This is a genomic window from Psychrobacter jeotgali (genome assembly GCF_904846315.1).
Taxonomy (GTDB): Bacteria; Pseudomonadota; Gammaproteobacteria; order Pseudomonadales; family Moraxellaceae; genus Psychrobacter; species Psychrobacter jeotgali.
Genome location: NZ_CAJHAF010000001.1, coordinates 2217154 through 2234361, shown reverse-complemented (window position 1 = coordinate 2234361; position 17208 = coordinate 2217154). Strand labels below are relative to the sequence as shown.

15 protein-coding genes are annotated in these 17208 nt (G+C 44.6%); 10 read left to right on the top strand and 5 right to left on the bottom strand.

The window, feature by feature from the left end; all coding sequences use genetic code 11:
• Position 1: 1 nt before the first annotated feature.
• Genes JMX18_RS09210 through trhP form a run of 3 tightly spaced genes read right to left on the bottom strand, consistent with a single transcriptional unit; the run spans position 2 to position 2452 of the window.
• A complete protein-coding gene (locus JMX18_RS09210) occupies positions 2 to 259 on the bottom strand; it encodes a YfhL family 4Fe-4S dicluster ferredoxin (protein WP_201587106.1) in 258 nt (85 codons plus the stop codon).
• 1 nt (position 260) lies between these two features.
• On the bottom strand, positions 261 to 1064 hold the full coding sequence (locus tag JMX18_RS09205) for a YdcF family protein (protein ID WP_201587104.1): 804 nt from the start codon (positions 1062 to 1064) through the stop codon (positions 261 to 263).
• 14 nt (positions 1065 to 1078) lie between these two features.
• A complete protein-coding gene (gene trhP / locus JMX18_RS09200) occupies positions 1079 to 2452 on the bottom strand; it encodes a prephenate-dependent tRNA uridine(34) hydroxylase TrhP (RefSeq protein ID WP_201587102.1) in 1374 nt (457 codons plus the stop codon).
• A gap of 388 nt (positions 2453 to 2840) precedes the next feature.
• Between trhP and JMX18_RS09195 the strand changes: the two genes are divergently transcribed.
• Complete coding sequence (locus JMX18_RS09195) at positions 2841 to 3086, top strand: hypothetical protein (protein ID WP_201587099.1); 246 nt, start codon at positions 2841 to 2843, stop codon at positions 3084 to 3086.
• Positions 3087 to 3147: 61 nt separating this feature from the next.
• On the opposite strand, the gene JMX18_RS09190 is transcribed toward JMX18_RS09195, so the two are convergent.
• On the bottom strand, positions 3148 to 4293 hold the full coding sequence (locus tag JMX18_RS09190) for a CynX/NimT family MFS transporter (RefSeq protein ID WP_265088823.1): 1146 nt from the start codon (positions 4291 to 4293) through the stop codon (positions 3148 to 3150).
• 666 nt (positions 4294 to 4959) lie between these two features.
• On the opposite strand from JMX18_RS09190, the gene JMX18_RS09185 reads away from it, so the two are divergent.
• On the top strand, positions 4960 to 6738 hold the full coding sequence (locus JMX18_RS09185) for an FAD-dependent oxidoreductase (RefSeq protein WP_201587097.1): 1779 nt from the start codon (positions 4960 to 4962) through the stop codon (positions 6736 to 6738).
• A 119-nt stretch (positions 6739 to 6857) separates the two neighbouring features.
• Here the strand turns inward: JMX18_RS09185 and JMX18_RS09180 are convergent, their stop codons facing one another.
• Complete coding sequence (locus JMX18_RS09180; protein WP_201587093.1) at positions 6858 to 7784, bottom strand: LysR family transcriptional regulator; 927 nt, start codon at positions 7782 to 7784, stop codon at positions 6858 to 6860.
• A gap of 306 nt (positions 7785 to 8090) precedes the next feature.
• Between JMX18_RS09180 and JMX18_RS09175 the strand changes: the two genes are divergently transcribed.
• The 8 genes from JMX18_RS09175 (at position 8091) to JMX18_RS09140 (ending at position 16998) form a co-directional block, all read left to right on the top strand.
• Entirely contained in the window at positions 8091 to 8480 is a 390-nt protein-coding gene (locus JMX18_RS09175; RefSeq protein ID WP_201587092.1) for a RidA family protein, read from the top strand.
• 244 nt (positions 8481 to 8724) lie between these two features.
• Positions 8725 to 10188, top strand: a complete 1464-nt coding sequence (locus JMX18_RS09170; protein WP_201587089.1) for an aldehyde dehydrogenase family protein — start codon at positions 8725 to 8727, stop codon at positions 10186 to 10188.
• A 138-nt stretch (positions 10189 to 10326) separates the two neighbouring features.
• The gene (locus JMX18_RS09165) at positions 10327 to 11316 is read left to right on the top strand and encodes a membrane dipeptidase (protein ID WP_201587087.1); all 990 of its coding nucleotides are present in this window, start codon (positions 10327 to 10329) and stop codon (positions 11314 to 11316) included.
• Positions 11317 to 11518: 202 nt separating this feature from the next.
• Positions 11519 to 13210 (top strand): BCCT family transporter, encoded by a 1692-nt coding sequence (locus JMX18_RS09160; RefSeq protein ID WP_201587086.1) that lies wholly within the window; start codon positions 11519 to 11521, stop codon positions 13208 to 13210.
• A gap of 80 nt (positions 13211 to 13290) precedes the next feature.
• Positions 13291 to 15051, top strand: coding sequence for a hypothetical protein (locus JMX18_RS09155; protein WP_227674619.1), 1761 nt, complete (start codon positions 13291 to 13293; stop codon positions 15049 to 15051).
• Entirely contained in the window at positions 15048 to 15773 is a 726-nt protein-coding gene (locus tag JMX18_RS09150; protein WP_201587084.1) for a DUF3726 domain-containing protein, read from the top strand. The genes JMX18_RS09155 and JMX18_RS09150 overlap by 4 nt, the downstream gene beginning before the upstream one ends.
• 126 nt (positions 15774 to 15899) lie before the next feature.
• Entirely contained in the window at positions 15900 to 16526 is a 627-nt protein-coding gene (trhA, locus tag JMX18_RS09145) for a PAQR family membrane homeostasis protein TrhA (protein ID WP_201587082.1), read from the top strand.
• Positions 16527 to 16572: 46 nt separating this feature from the next.
• The gene (locus tag JMX18_RS09140) at positions 16573 to 16998 is read left to right on the top strand and encodes a PaaI family thioesterase (protein ID WP_201587079.1); all 426 of its coding nucleotides are present in this window, start codon (positions 16573 to 16575) and stop codon (positions 16996 to 16998) included.
• The last annotated feature ends 210 nt before the right edge of the window (positions 16999 to 17208 follow it).

Below are 17208 nucleotides of genomic sequence, written 5' to 3'. Positions count from 1 at the left end.
CTTATTTACTCCATATCTGCTGATGCTTAGCCAATAGCTCATCGTCACTTTCAAGGTGATCCGGATCTTTGACAATACAGTCTATCGGGCACACCTTGTCGCAAGTGGGTTCATCATAAAATCCCACGCACTCAGTGCACAGATCGGCGTCGATGACGTAAGTTTTTTGCCCTTTTTGATCGTAGCTAATCGCCTCATTAGGGCATTCAGGCTCGCAAATGTCACAGTTAATACAATCTGTGGTAATTTTTAGTGCCATATTAATATTCTCCTAAAATCCAGCCACTAACAAATGCAAAGTACTCGCGAAACCAAGAATTATAGCGAGTCGATAGCGGCGTGGGGCTGGCGACCATAATCGGCTGCTGATAGCCTTGATGACGAGCAATAGCCGCTGAGCGCACGGTGTGAAAGTCGCTAGTAACTATAGCGATGGGAGTATTAGGGTCAGTTATAGCAATACCTTGATCTTTAAGAATAGGCTGGCTGTAAATGAGATTCTCCTCAGTGCTGGTACTCTTGCCTTCTTCAAAGATGCGCTCAAGGGCAACGCTATGCTCTTCATTTAGGTAACTTGCCATGATATCGGCCTCGCTACGGCTGCGCCCAAGCCCGATGCCGCCGCTGGTAATGATTGGGACTTGCGGCTGAGCATTGATAAGCGGCACAGCGGCATCCAAGCGTTTGGCAAGCGTCGGCGTCGGCTTGCCGTTAATCGTGCCAGCGCCCAAAATGATAATAGCGGCAACATCGGGCAGCGGTTGACGGCTGAGCGCAATCTGCTGCTGCAAAGCGTTAACAAACAGCCCAAAGCTTAGTAGCCAAAGCGAAAAGCCGCCCCACAGTCCGTACCAAGACCACTTTAACCCGCGCTTTTTATTAACAAACTGACTTATTTTCTGCCAATATAATCCATGCGCAACGAAAACTGTACCCAATAAAAAAGGCACTACCGTCCCAAAATTGATTTTGCCCATCGCCATCAATACGGCGCAATCGACCATGATAATAGCGCCCGCTACGGTCAGGACAATACGAGTCACTTTTAATAATATCTTTGGCATAGGACGCATAAGGGTTAAGTAAATATCGGCTGTTTGATATTGCGCATAATCAAAGCAAACTTTAGGCTGTCAGCGCTCATATCTTTGAACGGGTTATTAATTTGAGCGATCCAGCCTGAGCCTAGCGCTGCTTCGATAGGATTGCCGTTTTTGTCCCACATCTGCTCCAAGGTATAGGTCAAATTACCCTTGGGCGTCATAATCTCTATGGTGTCGCCGACCTCTACTTTATTTTTAATCTCAAGGATCAGCTTGTCATCGATGATGTCAGTCACTTCTGCTACAAACTGCTGGTGATCGGTCTTGGAAGAGCCGTATTCATAGTTTTGATAATCGCTGTGAACGTGACGGCGTAAGAATCCTTCGGTATAACCCCGGTTTGCCAGTCCGTCTAAGGCACCCATCAATGAGCTATCAAAAGGCTTGCCTGCTACTTCATCATCAATCGCTTGGCGATAAACTTGCGCCGTACGTGCCACATAATAATGCGACTTGGTACGACCTTCGATTTTGAGCGAATGCACGCCCAATCGGGTCAACTCTGGCACCAACTCTACCGCACGTAAATCCTTGGAGTTCATAATATAAGTGCCATGCTCATCTTCATACATCGCCATCAGCTCGCCCGGACGATTTTGCTCTTCAAGCAACACTACCTCATCACTGGGCGTTTGCAACTGGACGGGGTCTGACGGCGATAGCGCCGTCACCGGTACGATATCACCGGTTTCATTCTCTTTAGCTTGATAAGTATTATAATTCCAGCGGCAAGCATTGGTACAAGTGCCTTGGTTAGCATCGCGCTTATTGATATAGCCTGATAGCAGACAGCGTCCTGAGTAAGCCATACACAATGCGCCATGGACGAATACTTCAATCTCCATATCTGGCACTTCTTTGATGATTTGACCGATTTCCTTTAGCGACAATTCACGAGAGAGAATCACACGGCTGATACCCATCTGCTGCCAAAATTTGACCGTTGCCCAGTTCACCGCGTTAGCTTGTACCGATAAATGAATCTCCATCTGCGGGAAGTGCTCACGTACCATCATGATCATGCCAGCATCCGACATAATCAGCGCATCAGGCTGCATCTCGACTATCGGACGAATATCCTCAATAAAAGTTTTTAGCTTGGCATTGTGCGCTTGTATATTGACCACTACGTAGAACTTTTTACCCAAACTATGAGCATAGTCGATACCACGTTGTAAGTTTTCTTCATCGAAGTCATTATTACGTACGCGCAGACTATAGCGAGCCTGTCCAGCATAGACGGCATCTGCCCCGTAGGCAAAAGCGTATTGCATGTTTTTGAAAGTTCCTGCTGGGCATAATAGCTCTGGCGTCTGCGGGGTGGACGGTTTTTGATTGGTCTGACTCATGAAGTTACCTGTCTATTGATAGCGCATTGAAAACCCTGTTAAAAATTAACAACGCTCGTCAAGTTAAAGGAAGATAGATGGGCTTCTATTATAAGATATGTCATGCCATCATGATATCTATCTAACAAAATCATCTGACAAATTTTTCTAAGATAATATCAGACTTTTGATTGCTTTTAAGAAGCGAAGATGAGCGAAGCATAGGCTAGGTTTTTTCATTAAATAACCGTTCATACCATAAAAACACCCTTCTAGATAATAAAATACAGTTAAAGTTGCAAGAGCTTATAGAATCTGAACTGAGTCTAAAAATAATTGCTCTCGTACAGCATCCTTATAAAAGCCTTTTTAGTTTATTAATAATAAATCATAACTAGGAGAGATTAGAATGAGTCAGCAGTTAACAGGTAGTGATCTGACACGTGCTATGTTAGCTCGTGGGGATAAGGAAGTCTGGTGTGCCGTCGGTGATGAGAACGATGCAGAAACCATGTCGGATCAGAACGATCATGACTTTAAAGCTCGTATTGTGTCTTTTGATGATGGTAAATTCTGCTGCACTGGTGGTATGGAGTGGTCATTTGCTGTGCCTATCAAGATAAGCCCATTAACTTCAGAGGAGGCGGGATTTTAAAGTGGCCGTTTTTTTATTAGCTCGGTTAATGAAGTTGAACTTCTGCTTTAAACTTCTAAACCTAACTTACATTAATAGCCTTAGCATAACCCGACGGCGCAAACTTAATGGTCACCACCATCATACCGATAAGGGTAAGCATTAGCATCCACCAAACGCTCTGAAAGCTGCCGCTCCACTCACGCAGCATTCCGGCGATATAAGGCGCAATGGCAGTAATGATAAAGCCAATCCCTTGTACAAAGGCCGCCAGCGCTCCGGCCAGTTTCGGCTTAGCAATATGGTCAAGTGCTACCGTTAGCGTCAATGAAAAACAAGCGCCAAGCCCGCCGCCAATCAGCGCTACCCAAAGTAGCAGCAGTGAGCTTGGCATCATAATTAATCCTGCAAAGCCGATAACTTGAATGCCAATCGCCAACCATAACCAAGGTCTCCTATCTAAACGACTGCCAGACAGCGCTGGAATCCCTAACGCGCCTATAACTTGAAAGATAGTCATAAAGCCAATCAGCTCGCCGCTACCTTGTGCGCTCCAGCCAAGACTACGTGCATAACTAGGTAGCCAAGCAATCATACAAGCGTAACCGGCGTTTGCCAGCCCAAAATAAACCGCCAAGAGCCAAGCACGTTGATTGGCAAAGAAGTTTAGTGCAGGGCTGTCATCTTTAGGTTCCTTAGCCTCAATAGGTCTGAAAAACCACAGCACCAAGGCAATGACAGGCACGAGTAGCCATACGCCAAGTCCTGCTTGCCAACTGCTGTAATGTCGTGCCACCAGCGGACTCAAAATAGCGGCACCGCCGCCACCAATCATCAGCGCCGCTGAATAAATCCCCATTGCCAGTGGTACACGCCTTGGATACCAGCGTTTGACGATGCCTGGTGCTAGCGTTTGTACGATAGCTATACCGCTACCACCGATGAAAGCGCTAGCAATAAGCGCTGAGCCTGACTCTAGCCAAAACCGCCATAGTCCTGATAAGGCAATAGCGAGTAGTCCGCCATTTATCCAGATATTCTCGCTAAATAGTCGCCCAATCCACGGCAACAATAAAGGAAAAATACCCATACAAAACATCGGCAACACTACCAGCAAAGACGCCGTTTGCAAGCTTATACCCGTGGCTAGAATAATCTCATCTAGCAGCGGGCCAGTCGCCGTTATAGTCGGGCGTAGGGTCATTGCAAGTGCAGCAATCACTAACATGGGCCAAAACGTAGCCAGTCGTGATGGGTGGATATAAGAGGAGGGGTGATAGCTACGCATTGTGAACTAGACGTCCTGTATTTCTCATAGTTGGGGATGATAAAGGCGGGCTAAACCCATAATAAAACAGCACCCCATAAGTGTATAGGGTGCTGTTTTTAGTCATTTAAAGCGCTATAAAAGAGCTGCAAAAGCTAATTTATCTTTAGCCATACTAGTAATCAACCGCACTGGCAACATTTTTCACAGCAGTTGCAGGTTTTACAAGTGGCGGTATTACTACAATTGCATTTGGTGCAACTGCAAGTCGCGCTATCTATCATCTGTACTAAATCAAATGTATTGTTTATCAAAAAAGTCATAAAAACTCCTTATTTATGAAAGACAATTTAATTTAACAATAACATATAAGGGTTTCAGCAGGGTTGTTGTTATTTTCTGCAAAGGGTTGGTTACTCAGATTCTCAATTTTGCATATTAGACGAGCAAGTGGGAATAAATGGTTTGCGGAGCATTCTTAAAATTAAGCTTTTATAGAAAGAGGTTAGAAACACCAAATTACACTGCCAACGAGACTTAACCTTTGCAAGACTGATTAAGCGTTTTATAGCGCTTAAACTAATTAATAAAATTAACAATGATAACGACAATAAAAATATGAGGTACATGTCTGCTATGAAATACCCTATCAATAAAAATCCTACCAATAAAACCCTTGCTAATAAAAAGAAAATCCTAATAGCCGGCGGCGGTATATCAGGTCTAACGGCTGCTTTTGAGCTGTCAGAAGATCCTAATTTAGACATCACTATTGTAGAGTCGCGTGAGCGCTACGGCGGCAAAATGATTGGCTATTTCAATGAGGATAAACAACGCTTTGAAGAGCACTCTATTCGCGCGCTTAGCTCAACTTATTTTTCCTTATTTAATATCTTCGACCGCGCCGGCTTGCTCTCTATGCTAACCCCAGTCGATAATTATAAGTTTTATCAAAGCGGCAGTGACGAGCGTGATGTTAGCGAAGACAATAATCGTGATATTAGCGAAGACAGGGAAGACAATAATAACAATAATAAAGGCAAACAGGTCGCAGTCGATAGACGCGCCGCAATAGATTTGCAAACCATCGAAAAGATGATTGAAACCTTTGATTTGAATAAAAAAGATATGCTACAACTGGTACAGCGTATCGTCCATCACGTTAATGCAAGCGATGATGAGCGTGCCAAGATGGCTTATAAAAAGGCGGGCGACATCATTGGTATCGATGACTTTGATGCTGATACCAGACAGTTTATTGAAAACTGGTTTGGCATTTTAACTGGCGCTAGAATGCATAGTAAAGCGGTCGATATTATGGACAGCTTTGTGCTCATGTTTTTGCCGATGACCGAAGCTCCGGTGTTACCGCCTGGCGAGCCTTCTAAATCTTACTGTTTTAATCGTCCAACCTCTGATGTTATAGAAGCTTTGGTCGATAAACTGCAACAACGTGGGGTCAATATTGTCACCCAAACCCGGATAGTCAACCTGCATCATAAAGACGATGGGAAGATTGAGATTGATACTGAACAAAGTACTCAAATTAGCGCTAACGATGTTAATACTGACAACGTTAGTCAGCAACTAGCACAGCCCTTTGATGCGGCGGTGATGGCAATGCCACATGAGGTGCTGTGGAAAATGGGATTGCTGCCACAAGTGAAAAAGCCGTTTAACGATGAATGGTCGTTTGGTACTCAGTTTCCTTTAGCTAGAGTGCCCACTGAGTTTGAGCCGTTTTTGGGTAAATCCTATAATTTATGCTTTGATGCGCCGTGGAATATCGTCTTTCAAATTCAGCATCGAGATGGCTTTTGGCAAGATATCGAGTTCCCAGCTGCCTTTGATTACAATCTATCCGCCACTTGTAGCTCGCCGTTTAATAAGGGGCTGTTATTTGGTAAGCGTTTTATGGAATGTAGTCCAGAGGAAGCGAAAGAAGAGATTCTTTATCAGCTTGGCATTACCGATAGTAAGCAGCGTAAAGCGATTGCCAAAAACGGTGTTATCGACCCGGTGAATTTGCTATATACCGATGAGTGGCAGGCGCATGCCGATGTTGAAACCACGGAGATGGGTATCTTGCAGGACAATGGTAAGCGCTGGGTTAATCTGGCGCAAATCTATGTGCGTAATGCCGAGGATGAGCTGATTGAGACCACAACTGAGCATGACAATATGGTGCTGGCTGGCGAGATTATCTCAGTGCAAGGCCGCTGGAAAATCCCGACGATGGAGCAAGCGGCGACCTCAGGTAAGCAAGCGGCTCAGGCGCTGTTTGATTATTTAGGTAGTGACAAGCAAGTCAATATACAAACCGCTACCTTAACCCATCAACAGCGTTATAAATATCTTGACCCGCTGGTAAGCGCATTAAGTAAAGCGGCTAATATACTGCCTTAGCGCCTTATAAAGCTGGGTGTCGTAAGCAGCGCCCAGCTTATACATCTATCAAAACAAACCTATTAATCGCCAAATTGGTAGGGTTTATAATAGCTCTGACATGGTTCCACCAACCCATCTTATAATGAGTTATCGGCCTCCACATACGCCACACATAGCTCATAGAATCTCTGTGCGGCGGGCGAGATAGTCCTATTCGCTAGTTTAAAAATCCCAATCTGCCGCGTTAAGGCGGGCTTAAGCAGCGGTAACCAAACCAGCTCAGGCTCATTGGATGGAAAAGCCAGTTTGGGCAGGGTGGTGATACCTAAATCATGACGCAGCAAGGAAAATAAAGAAGTGATGTTTTCAACCGTATAACGCGCTTGCCGATTGAGCACTTCAGCGGGCGTGTTCTCAAGTAGACGACAGGTGCCATTGTAAATAAAAGGTTGCTCGGTGAGCTGTTGCCATTTTAAGCCTTTTGCCCCTTGTTCTAACCCTGCTTTCTTTTGTGCTGCTGCCGAGTTGATGACACTATTTAGCGGATTGCTTTTTAGACAAACGACACCGATAGGGTCTGTTATCAACGGCTTAAAATCAACTTCCATTTGGCTGACGCTAGTGCAGTTACCCAGCGCCAAATCAACTTCTCCTGCCAATAAGCGCTTGGTTACTCCGACCGAATTGTCGTCTATCAACACAATCTCAATGTCTGGATACTTTCGTGAGTAGGCAAATAAGACATTGGGTAATAGCTTCGTCACTAACGACGGCACGCTAGCAATTCTTATCTTGCCTTTATCACCCGTAGCTACCGACTTTAAGTCTTCCTCTAATGCCTGCGCAATAGCTATAAACTGTTCAATCTTTGGCAGGCAGGTCTCACCAAAAGAGGTAAGAGTGGCTTTATTACCACTTTCAAATAATTTCTGCCCCAAGGTTTTTTCCAGCTCTTTTATAGAGGCTGATAATGCTGCTTGAGTGCGATTAGCACGGTCAGCCGCTGCCCGAAAGCCGCCTGCTTCGACGACTAATAAAAAATGGCGTAATTGCTGTAATTTCATATGGATTATCGTTCCGATATGCTGATTTATATTCTTAGCCTGACTCTAAACTTATCATGAACTATTGTAGGCCAGGTATTTAACTCAGCCTACACCAATAATTTTATATAACTAGAAGTAAGGTGCTTTTAGCTATAGATTATCCTACATGATAAATAAAACCTATCATTATTAATATTTAATTAGTTAGATTTGTCGCAGCTAAACGAGTAGCATAAATGCTAACTATAGAACTATTAATCAAAACTATTAATCAGAACTATCAAATGATGATTTATATTTATGATATTCAAGGAAGATAGAGTAATGACGACTCACTCAACTAAACAAGCAGTAAAAACCTCTCTTTATGCCTCAAAATCGCCCCTTGAGTGGGCAGTCACCAATAACGGCACCCTTTATACTGCGCAAATTCCTATCGATGATAAAGGAGAGGTAGTCGCAGGCGGTATCGAAGCGCAAACTCGGCAAACGCTAGAGAATTTAAAGCACACTTTAGAGAGTGCAGGCGTTGGCATGGATGCCGTACTGCAAGTGCTTATCTACGTGACTGACCGTGAGTATTTAAAAACCGTCAATCAAGTCTATGCCGAATACTTTGAAGCCCCGTATCCCAATCGTGCGGCGCTAGTGATAGCAGGACTTGCACGTGAGGAGATGCTGGTTGAGTTGGTGGTTTATGCGGCCGTGCCGTAATCTCTTTATACCTTTCCAACTATAAATATAATCGTATTTTATATAGTAGATGCACTTTAAAAAGAACATAGCGCTACTGGGATGAATTTTGCGCAGCCTCTGGGAACGCAGCACGCAAGTAAAATTTATACCAGTAGCGCTATTAAACCCATATAACAGTTTTACTTTTAACTGACTCTATTTTAATTTTTTAACCAAAAATTCTATTCAATTTATTTAAAAACCGTTTCATTAAGGATTTTCTATGTCAACTCAAACCCTCAAACAAGACCCAACCCAAGCCCTTTATATCAATGGCGAATGGCAAGCGGGCAGCGATACCGTCGATAACATTAACCCCTCAGATACCAGCGAAAACTTAGGCGAGTTTGCGCAAGCAAGTACGGACCAAGTCAAAGACGCCATTGCGGCCGCGCGCCAAGCTCAGCCTAAGTGGGAAGCCACACCGCTTGAGAAAAAGCAATCTATCCTGCAAGCAATTGGTGATGAGCTGATTGCGCGCTGTGATGAGCTGGGTACGCTACTTTCACGTGAAGAAGGTAAGCCGTTTCTAGAGGGTCGCGGTGAGATTTATCGCGCCGGTCAATTCTTTCATTATTATGCTGCCGAAGTCTTGCGCCAAATGGGCGATTTGGCCGACTCCGTCCGTCCGGGCGTGAAAGTTGAAGTCACCCGTGAAGCGGTTGGCGTCGTTGCGATTATCTCGCCTTGGAACTTCCCAACGGCAACGGCGGTTTGGAAAATTGCGCCAGCACTCGCGTTTGGCAATAGCGTTATCTGGAAGCCGGCGAACTTAACGCCAGCCAGTGCAGTCGCTTTAGCGGAAATTATCCATCGTCAAGGCATGCCAGAAGGTACGTTTAATTTGCTATTAGGCGGCGGCTCATCGGTAGGTGATGCGCTCATTCATTCAAAAGATATCGATGCGGTCAGTTTTACAGGGTCAGTACCGACCGGTCGTAAGGTTGCTGCCGCTACCGCGCCAAACTTCGTCCGTTGCCAGCTGGAGATGGGCAGCAAAAACGCTTTGGTCATCGCTGATGATGCCGATATGCAAGTCGCTATTGATGCGGCCATCGCTGGTGCGTTCGGTGGTTCAGGGCAGAAATGTACCGCTTCTTCACGTCTCATTGTAATGGACAGTGTCCACGACGCTTTTGTCGAGGCTATGGTTGAGCGTATGAAAACCCTAAAAGTTGGTCATGCACTTGATGACGGTATCTTTATGGGACCGGTGGTAGATGACAAGCAGCTGGCCTCAAACCTAGATTGGATCGAAAAAGCCAAACAATCTGGTGCCAACTTAGCCTTTGGTGGCGAGCGCCTACAGATGCAGTACGATGGCTATTATATGGCGCCAACCTTGTTTACCGAGACCGATAACAGCTGGGATATCAACCAAGAAGAAGTGTTTGCCCCGCTGGCTTGTGTCATGCGTGCTAAGGATTTAGAAGAAGCGATTGCCCTGACCAACGATACGCGCTTCGGTCTAACGGGCGGCATCATCACCAAAAGCTTGCGTAATAGTGCGATGTTTAAAGAGCAAGTACAAGCCGGCTGCGTGATGGTCAATCTAGCAACGGCAGGTACCGATTATCACGTACCGTTCGGCGGCCGTAAAGAGTCGAGCTTTGGCCCGCGCGAGCAAGGTCAATATGCCAAAGAGTTTTATACCATTGTTAAGACCGCTTATCAAAAAGCGTATTAATAGGATAAAGGGTAGTCGGCGTATTTTGCGTAGGGTGCGCCTCGCGCACCGAAAAAAACTTATCTCTTCAAATTGGTGCGCGAGGCGCACCCTACGCCTTTGCTCATAAAAATTAAGAAAGCACAACAAGGAATGGATATGTACCAAGACCATATCGTCATTGACGGCTTGCAATATAGCAACTGGGATAGAGACTATTTTAAGATGCTCCAAAATAGTGGTATCAATGCGGTACACGCTACTTTGGTCTATCACGAAGATGCGCGTCAGACCATGACCCGCTTCGCCGAATGGCACGCCCGTTTTGAGCAAAATAGTGATTTAATTTTGCCGGTTTATTCTGCTACCGATATCAAAAGCGCCAAAGAGCAGGGCAAAGTCGGTATCTTCTTCGGCGCGCAAAACTGCTCGCCCATCGATGATGAGATTGGCTTGATTAGCGTGATGCGCCGTTTAGGCTTGCTGATTATGCAGCTGACTTATAACAACCAAAGCTTGCTGGCGACCGGCTGTTATGAGTCAAACGATAGCGGCGTCACCCGTTTCGGTCAGCAAGCGATAGCGGAGATGAACCGGGTCGGCATGATTGTCGATATGTCACACAGCGCCGAGCAATCAACGCTGGAGGCGATAGAGATATCTACGCGTCCCATCTGTATTAGCCATGCTAATCCAACTACCGCTCATGATGCGCTGCGTAATAAATCGGACACCGTTATCAGCGCTTTAACTAAAGCGGGCGGGCTATTGGGTTTTAGCTTATACCCGTTTCATTTGCCCAATGGTAGCGACTGTACGCTTGATGACTTTTGCACCATGATTGCCAACTGCGCTGACAAGTACGGCGTTGAGCATTTAGCCATTGGTAGCGACTTGTGCCTCAATCAGCCCAAATCGGTGCTCGAATGGATGCGTAATGGACGCTGGTCAAAAGCGATGGATTATGGCGAAGGCAGTGCCAATAACTCAGGCTGGCCGGATACTTTGCCGTGGTTTGCCGGCAAAGACGGTATGGAAAACATCTATAACGGCTTGCTTAAACATGGCTTCAATGAAGCTGACGCTGGCAAGGTTATCGGGCAAAACTGGTTTGACTTTTTAGAGAGTGGTTTAAAACCTTTGGCTTAAAAGCTCGTTTTAAAGGCTTGAAGTTAAAGGACGATGTTTGCAAGTTATTATTCAAAACCGCTATAAGACATTTAATGTTTTATAGCATTTAGCCCCTTTCAGAGGCAAAGTTTTAGATAAATAAATTCGAGTGATATGAAATAGGGAGACTGTTTGGATACCCTCCTTATTTAAATGATTTAATCACATATGGAATTACACCATGACTGATTTAAAAGGATTTAACCGAGATGAGCAAGGACGCTCAACCGCTAATAATGTCGCAGCGGAAAAGGTCATTCATCCCATAAACTCTACAGCTAGCGACTCCGATACCTTAGGGCTCAAAAACCCAGCGTTTTGGTACAGTGGCGGCTTTATTATCCTCTTTGTACTAATGGCTGTCTTCGCAGAAGAACAGCTGGCAGGCATCGTTAATACAGCGTTCAGCTGGTCGGCCAATATCTTTGGGCCTTTTTGGCAAATACTGCTGTTAGCCACTTTTGTTATTGCATTGGCTGTCGGTGCAGGTCGTACGGGAAGGGTTATTTTGGGTAACTTACCCAAGCCTGAAATGGACAGTTTTAAATGGATGGCAATCTTGTTTTGTACGCTATTGGCTGGTGGCGGAGTGTTTTGGGCCGCTGCTGAACCTATTGCTCATTTCGTGTCAGCGCCGCCTGTCTATGGTGAGAGCGCTGACATTCAACAACGGGCTTTTAATGCGTTATCACAGTCCTTTATGCATTGGGGGTTCTTGGCATGGTCGATTGTTGGTAGCTTGACGGCTATTGTAATTATGCATTTGCATTATGATAAAGGCTTGCCGCTCAAGCCGCGCACTCTGTTATATCCTATGTTCGGCGAGCGCGTACTTAAGGGTCAAACGGGCGCTATTATTGATGCTTGCTGTATCGTCGCCGTAGCAGCCGGTACCATTGGGCCTATTGGCTTTTTGGGCTTACAGACCAGCTATGCTCTAAATGAGCTATTTGGTATTCCTGATACCTTTGTGACTCAGCTGATTATTATTATATTTGCGATTATCCTTTATACCATCTCAGCCATTAGTGGTCTTGCCCGCGGTATGCAGTTGCTCAGTCGATTTAACGTTATATTAGCGGTTGCGCTAATGCTGTTTATTTTAATATTAGGTCCCAGCAACTTTATCATCAATGGCTATATCCAAGGCGTAGGCACAATGGTGCAAAACTTCATCCCAATGGCGACTTTCCGCGGTGATGAAGGCTGGCTTGGTGGTTGGACGGTATTCTTTTGGGGTTGGTTCTTGGGTTATGGCCCGATGATGGCGATATTTATTGCCCGTATCTCCCGTGGCCGCACGATTCGTGAATTAATTACCACGGTTTGTATCGTTGCACCGCTTGTGACCTGCTTTTGGTTCACCGTGGTTGGGGGTTCAGGCTTGGCGTTTGAGATTGCTAATCCTGGCAGTGTTAGCACCGCCTTTGAAGGATTCAATTTACCTGGTGCACTACTTGCTATTACTCAGCAACTGCCATTCCCTTTAATAATCTCGATATTATTTTTAATCTTGACTATGGTCTTTATCGTGACCACAGGCGACTCTATGACTTATACCATTAGTGTAGTGATTAGCGGCGAGCGTGAGCCCAACGCTATTATCCGTACCTTTTGGGGCGTTATGATGGGGATTACGGCTATTGTACTGATCTCATTAGGAGCCGGCGGTATAAGCGCTTTGCAATCCTTTATCGTTATTACCGCCGTACCGGTTTCCTTTATCCTGCTGCCTTCATTATGGAATGGACCACAAATCGCTCAACAAATGGCGCGTGATCAAGATTTGTATCGTCCCAACCGAGTGGAGACTGATAGTCGAATAGCTGAGCAGCAGCTCGTTAAAGAAACAGTTATTAAAGACAGTAAGTAAATAGTGATTTATTAACAGTAGCCGATACTTTGTTTATTACTAAATTATTGGCTCAACACATGGTTCAAGGTGGTGGTATTATGAGTTTAGTTCATAAACAAAATAAAAGCATGGACGCAGTAAAACAGTCTCTACGCACCCCTGATATGGTGATGAATGCCCAAAGATTAGGCGCAATGCATCAGACGCGCATTAGCTTTGTGCGTACCTTATTGCGTAAAATCGATAGAGAACAATGGACGCTCACGACCCATCTGTGGGATTTGGATGACAATGGCTACGGTCAAGTGATTTACCGTTTGCAAACCCCTGAGCACCTTTATAACTTGGTGGTGTTTTGCAATGAGCTTGCCGATGAAGAGCGTAACGATCGTGTGATCGCACAAAAATGGGACGTTACTTTCGGTCTCGTTTTTGGTGAAATTAGTGACGAGTTATTTAACAATCTAAAAGCCAATGTACCGCTGCAAGAGGCGGGTCGCAACTCCAACATGGTAATGGTGCTGGCACGTGCTAACAAAAGCATGCGAGTGTTTGAGCATACCGTAAGTGCGCTTGCCAATGGACAGCAGCCTGATCTCGATATCTTGGCGCAAGTCGGTTATATTCTACGTACCACCGCGGTTTATGGTAATGGCAAGTTTGGTATTTATGACTTTAAACCGCTTGATCATAGCCAAGACTTCAATCAATCATTCCGCGCCCAGATGTGTGCGGTTTATTTGCTGCGTGAGTTTAGCCTTGATTGGGTAGATTATTTGGCAGAGAAAAAAGGCGGTAGCAAGGCAGTCAAATTATATCCAGAGATTAAACGCTATTTGGGTATTGGTAATGCAACGGGTCTGGGTATGGCGCCGTATTTGATCAACCATCCCTGTATCGTCGATCAATGGCTCACCACCCGTGAACAGGCACTGCAAGCGACTTTGGACTGTGTTATTGAACCTAAAAAAGTTGCGCATTTCTCAAATTTATTAAGTCGAGCTATTCAACATTTTACTGAAATCGTCACCATTAATGAACAGCAGGATCACTTAAACGCCACTGTAGTCAAAGAGCTGACCTCCCTGCAGAGTAACTTGACGACAATAATCAACGATTATCAAACTTGGGAAAACTTCCTGCAAGCCCAACACAACCTGAGTTATGAAGCGCAAGAAGTGATTATCTCCTGCTTGATGGAGTTATATCCTGAGCGGGTCGATAGCTTTGAGGAAGAGGTCAACGCTGATGAAACCTTGTCACTACCTAAAGGTAAAGTCGTCAAAGACTTGCTTGAAGTGTTAGAGAGACGCTATCAATGGGCGATCAATATTGACTTTACTAACCCTGAAAACAAATACTGGTTTTGGTATCGCTCTATTGATAAAGAAGAGCCACGGATGGGTGTGCGCGGCCAAGAGCCGGGTGATGATCGTGAGCTATTTTTAGACATAGCACGCCAAGCCAACAATCTATATTTAGCATTAAAACAAGCTGATCCCAATCAGTTGCTGTCAGAGTTTATCTTAAAACAGCCCAAATATCGCTCAATTGCTCGTCGTACGTGGACGATGGGGCATAAAAAGATGGGCGATATTCAGATGAACATGCTGCAAAAAGACACGCTACCGATTCATCTGCTGCGCTGCAAATTATCGATGTTTGGTGCCACCAAGTTTGATCCCAGATCAGATCGCTGGGTAAGGGTGACGCTGTTTCAAGGTGCGCCTTTATTTGATGAGATACACAGCGATGAATGGTTGTTTCCGCTGTTACCCACCCTAGATAAATTACCAGCCGCATCGTCTAGCACTTCAAAACCGTCTCACACGTCAGCACAGATAAAGGAGGATTTATGATCGTATCACGCAATGAGATTGTCACGACTGTGTATAAAGCCTTCTTAGGTATGCACCGTGAAGTCGGTGAGGCCGATTTAGTAGCGACCATGGTTGCCGAGCTGCAAATGGCAGGACTGGACGGCGTGCGCCATTTTAATAATGCCAGTCCTTATATTTTGTATGAGCGCGATACACCCATCGATATCGTCTATGAAGAAGAAGGTTTAATCCATTTAGACTTGCAAGGCAGCAGCTTAGTTTGTCATTTGCCCGCCGTCATAGATTATGCGCTTGAGGCCATGGGTGATCGGGATCATCTTAAGATCTACTTGCAAAACTGTCATAATCGCTGGCTGGCTTATAGTGAGCTGGTCAATCTGGCTGCAAAAGGCATTGCTTGTCTGGCCAAATGGGATAATGGTACAGCGCCCAAGCATACTTTATTTACCTTAAATCAAGGTTTTGTTTATCCCGATATTTATTTCTTTAATAAAGAACAAGCCAACTATAATACCAATGATATGGTCATTGAGCTTGCCACTTCTAATTTCGATATTGAGCAAGACATTCAGCATTTTGATCACAAAATATCGACCGATGAGCTGTATGCTACCCATCAGAGGGCCTGGAAAGAAGGTATCTATGTCGATGATGAGCAGTGGGAAATGCTGAAGAAAACAGCGGCGGCTATATTAGTGGAGAATAGCGAAGCCTCAAGTAAAGGGGCGGGCGGGGTATGAAGTCATGAGCTATAGACTACGTTTAATGACTGACTATCATTAAACTTACAATAAAGGGGTGTAGACAAGCTGAAAACTGCGTTAAGATTTGGTTTTCTGGGCAGCTAATAATGGTCTAAGTGAGCTATGTATACACAAACTTTATCAGAAGAGCGGCTTAATGCCCTAACTCATGCCATAGGAGCAGTGTTAGGGGTCTTAGGTTTGATCTTACTATTATTTAAAAATACTTATAAAACTCAATATAGCCAAATTGGAATTTTTATTTATGGCTTATCGTTTATCGCATTATTTGCCGTCTCTGCAATCTATCATGGGGTAAGGAGTTACCGTTTAAAGTCTGCGTTTAGAATTTTAGATCATATCAGTATCTATCTATTGATAGCGGGCACATACACCCCCGTTCTGGTGATCAGCTTGTTAGAGAGTAAAGGAGCCTCGCTTCTGATTGTGGTTTGGTCGATTGCCGCCTTAGGTATCGTCATGAAGCTATTTTTTACCGGAAGGTTTGAGGTATTTTCAACTTTATTGTACTTAGTAATGGGCTGGATTATCGTCTTTGACTTTGCAACACTAAAAGCAGTAATGCCACTCGGCGGAATGATCTATTTAGTAGCCGGCGGTCTTTTTTATACTATTGGTATCATCTTTTATGCGATAGAAAAAATACCTTATAACCATGTGATCTGGCATTTATTCGTGCTGGCGGGTGCTATTTGTCATTATTTAGTGATTTTAAACTACGTAATTTGATGCTCGTTATTTTAAATGGTTTTAGCTAGACGATTAAGGGATATATATGTCTGCCACCAAAGAAGAAATAGTTGCCTTTATGGCATTAGAGTTTCCGCAAGCCAAATACAAGGTTGAGGCCGTAGGTGATAATCGCTCGACCTTATCGCATGATATCGGAATAGACGAGCTGCGCCCTGGTGGCACGGTGTCCGGCCCTGTATTGATGAGCGTCGCTGATGTGGCCATCTATGTGGCGATACTTGGCACCATTGGCATTGTACCGTTGACCGTGACGACCAGTCTTACTATTAATTTTTTGCGTAAACCATCCGCCAAGGCGCGTATTATTGCTGAATGCACCTTAATGAAAGTAGGGCGCACGCTAATCGTCGGCGAGGTTTCACTCTACTCAGAAGGATCCGATGATAGGGTCGCACACGTGGTTGGTACTTACTCTGTCCCGCCTAAGCGTGATGAAGTAACTTTATAATCAGCTTTATGGTAAAAGGTTTCAGAGATATTTAGAGAAGGGTAGGACAAGATAGGAAAGCTAGAAAGCTTTTATTAAGCAGAAAATAAATGGCGGTGAAGGAGGAAGTCTAACTATAGATTTAAGTGATTGATTTTATTGTGTTTTTATATATTAATTAGGGGTTTAGACCAACAAATAGACCAACAGATATTTAGTATTGAATGTAAG